Source organism: Mycobacterium sp. DBP42 (assembly GCF_005924235.1).
GTDB classification, from domain to species: Bacteria; Actinomycetota; Actinomycetes; order Mycobacteriales; family Mycobacteriaceae; genus Mycobacterium; species Mycobacterium syngnathidarum.
The window spans coordinates 1-2,421 of sequence record NZ_VCMY01000088.1 but is presented as its reverse complement, the minus strand read 5'-3'; the positions used below and the strand labels follow the sequence as shown (position 1 = coordinate 2,421).

Below are 2,421 nucleotides of genomic sequence, written 5' to 3'. Positions count from 1 at the left end.
ATGACGACGGTGGCGTGGTGCAGGAGGCGGTCGAGGATGCTGACTGCGGTGGTCTGCTCAGGTAGGAAGCGACCCCATTGTTCGAACGGCCAGTGCGATCCGATGGCCAGGGAGCGGCGTTCGTAGGCGCCCGCGACGAGGCGGAACAGCAGTTGGGTGCCGGTGTCATCCAGGGGTGCGAAGCCCAGTTCGTCGAGGATGATGAGGTCGACGCGCAATAGTGATTCGATGATCTTGCCGACGGTGTTGTCGGCCAGCCCTCGGTAAAGGGTTTCGATGAGATCGGCAGCGGTGAAGTAGCGGACTTTGTGTCCGGCGTGGATTGCGGCGATCCCGAGCCCGATCAGGGTGTGCGATTTGCCGGTGCCAGCGGGTCCGATGATCGCCAGGTTCTGTTGAGTGCGAACCCATTCCAAGCTCGACAGATAGTCGAACACCTTCGGCTGTATCGACGATGCTGTGACATCGAAGGACTCCAAGGTCTTGGTGACCGGGAACCCGGCAGCCTTGAGGCGGTTGACGATGTTGGAGGCATCGCGGGCGGCGAGTTCTGTCTCGACGAGGGTGCGTAGCACTTCCTCGGGGGTCCAGCGTTGGGTTTTCGCGGTGAGCAGGACCTCGGGTGCCGTGCGCCGGATCGCGGCGAGTTTGAGCCGACGCAGCCCCGCATCGAGATCGGCCGCCAGTGCCGGTACAGACTGCGGTGGAACAGTTTTCGTCTTCGATTCTGTAGCGGAGGTTGTCATGGAGTCACCCCGCCTTCGGCGACCGGGCTGACTTTGTAGGCGTCCAGCGACCGGGTCGGGGCGATCGGCAGATCAAGGATCAACGCCTCGCCGGCCGGGCGTGGCTGCGGAGCGCCGGCCCCGGCGGCCAGGATGGAGCGCACATCGGCGGCGCGGAACCGTTTGAACGCCACCGCCCGGTTCAACGCCGCCACCAGGGCGTCGGTGCCGTGAGCGGCACCCAAGGCCAGCAGGACGTCCAGTTCCGCAGGCAACCGGCTGTTACCGATGGCCGCGGCCCCGATAAGGAATCTTTCGGCACTGTCGCCCAGTGCGCAGAACTGTTGCTCAGCAGCGGTTCTGGGTCGTGGTTCTCGGCTGGGTGACTGCCGTGGGCGTTCGTAATGCTCATCGAGAACCGAGGACGTTCCCGGCATCGCCAGGTCGTGTTCGGCCACCACCTCACCGGAGGACTGTTCGACGATGATCAGTTGCCCGTCGCGTTGAACCAAGATGACAGTGGCCCCGATCAGACGGGTCGGCACCGAGTAGCGGGCAGAGGCGAACCGCACACATGAGAGCCGATCCACCTTGCGGGTCACCGGCGGCGGATCGATCTGCAGACGCAGAGACGGCAACGGCCTCAACACCTCTCGCTCAGAGTGCAGGCGCTGCTCGGGAACCGCGCAGATCTCCGAATGCACCCGTGCGTTGACCTCGACACACCACTGACGCGCGGCGGCGTTGGCCTCGTGCACGCTCACCACCCGTCCGGCGATCTCGGCTTCGGTGAACAACGGGACGGCCAGATCACGCTGGGCGTAGCCCACCAGGTTCTCCACGATGCCTTTGGATTCGGGATCGGCGGCGTGGCAGAAGTCCGGCGCGAACCCGTAATGGGTGGCGAACCGGACGTAGTCCGGGGTGGGGATCACGAGGTTGGCGACCACCCCGGCTTTGAGGCAGCCCATCCGGTCGGCGAGCACCTTGTGCGGCACCCCACCGATCACGGCCAACGCTTCGGCGATCAACGCCATTGTGGTGGTGGCCTTCTCGTCGGTAGCGAACGCCGCGAAGCGCCACCGCGAATAGGCCAGCACCGCGCAGAACAGGTGCAGCCCACCCACGGTGGCCCAGTCGATGACCAGATACTCACCCGGGGTCCACACCGCCGGGCGACGGCCCCGAAGATGGGTGTGGCGCCACTGCTTCTTCGCCTCGGCGACCAGGCGGCGGAAGTTACGGTCTGAGCCGCCGTAGCCGGCGGCCCGAGCGATCGGAAGCAGCCGTTTCGCCGAGATCCGCCCTTGTGACTTGGCCACCCGCGCTGCGACCAGCTCGGCGACAGGATCGTAGTTGCGGTCGCGCTGGGCGCGTGCCGGCGGTGACACACCGGCTTGATCGGCTTCGAACTTGTCCACCACCCGTTTCACGGTCTTGTGGGTGGTGCCGCACAGCTCGGCCGCGGCTCGATACGACCCGAGTTGTTGATAGGCAGAAATGATGTCCATACGGTCCCTCGCAGACTTCAATGGAACTCCCCGGTGGTGGCGATGAGTGGTTGGCACCTTCACCGTCACCACCGGGGCCCGCAGTTCCTGATCGACACGACGAACACGGGGTGGGGACTTTTATCTGGCCACCAGTGGGGACCTCCACTTGGCCACCAGTGGGGACTTTTTCATGGCCACGGACA

The 2,421-nt window shown here is 65.1% G+C and carries 2 protein-coding genes; both read right to left on the bottom strand.

All coding sequences use genetic code 11. From position 1 onward, the window contains the following. Window positions 1-746: IS21-like element helper ATPase IstB (gene istB, locus E0T84_RS31470; RefSeq protein ID WP_138746417.1), on the bottom strand; the 746-nt coding region annotated here is incomplete at its 3' end. Next, entirely contained in the window at window positions 743-2,257 is a 1,515-nt protein-coding gene (istA, locus tag E0T84_RS31465) for an IS21 family transposase (RefSeq protein ID WP_138746416.1), read from the bottom strand. The genes istB and istA, both read right to left, overlap by 4 nt. Window positions 2,258-2,421 lie beyond the last annotated feature (164 nt).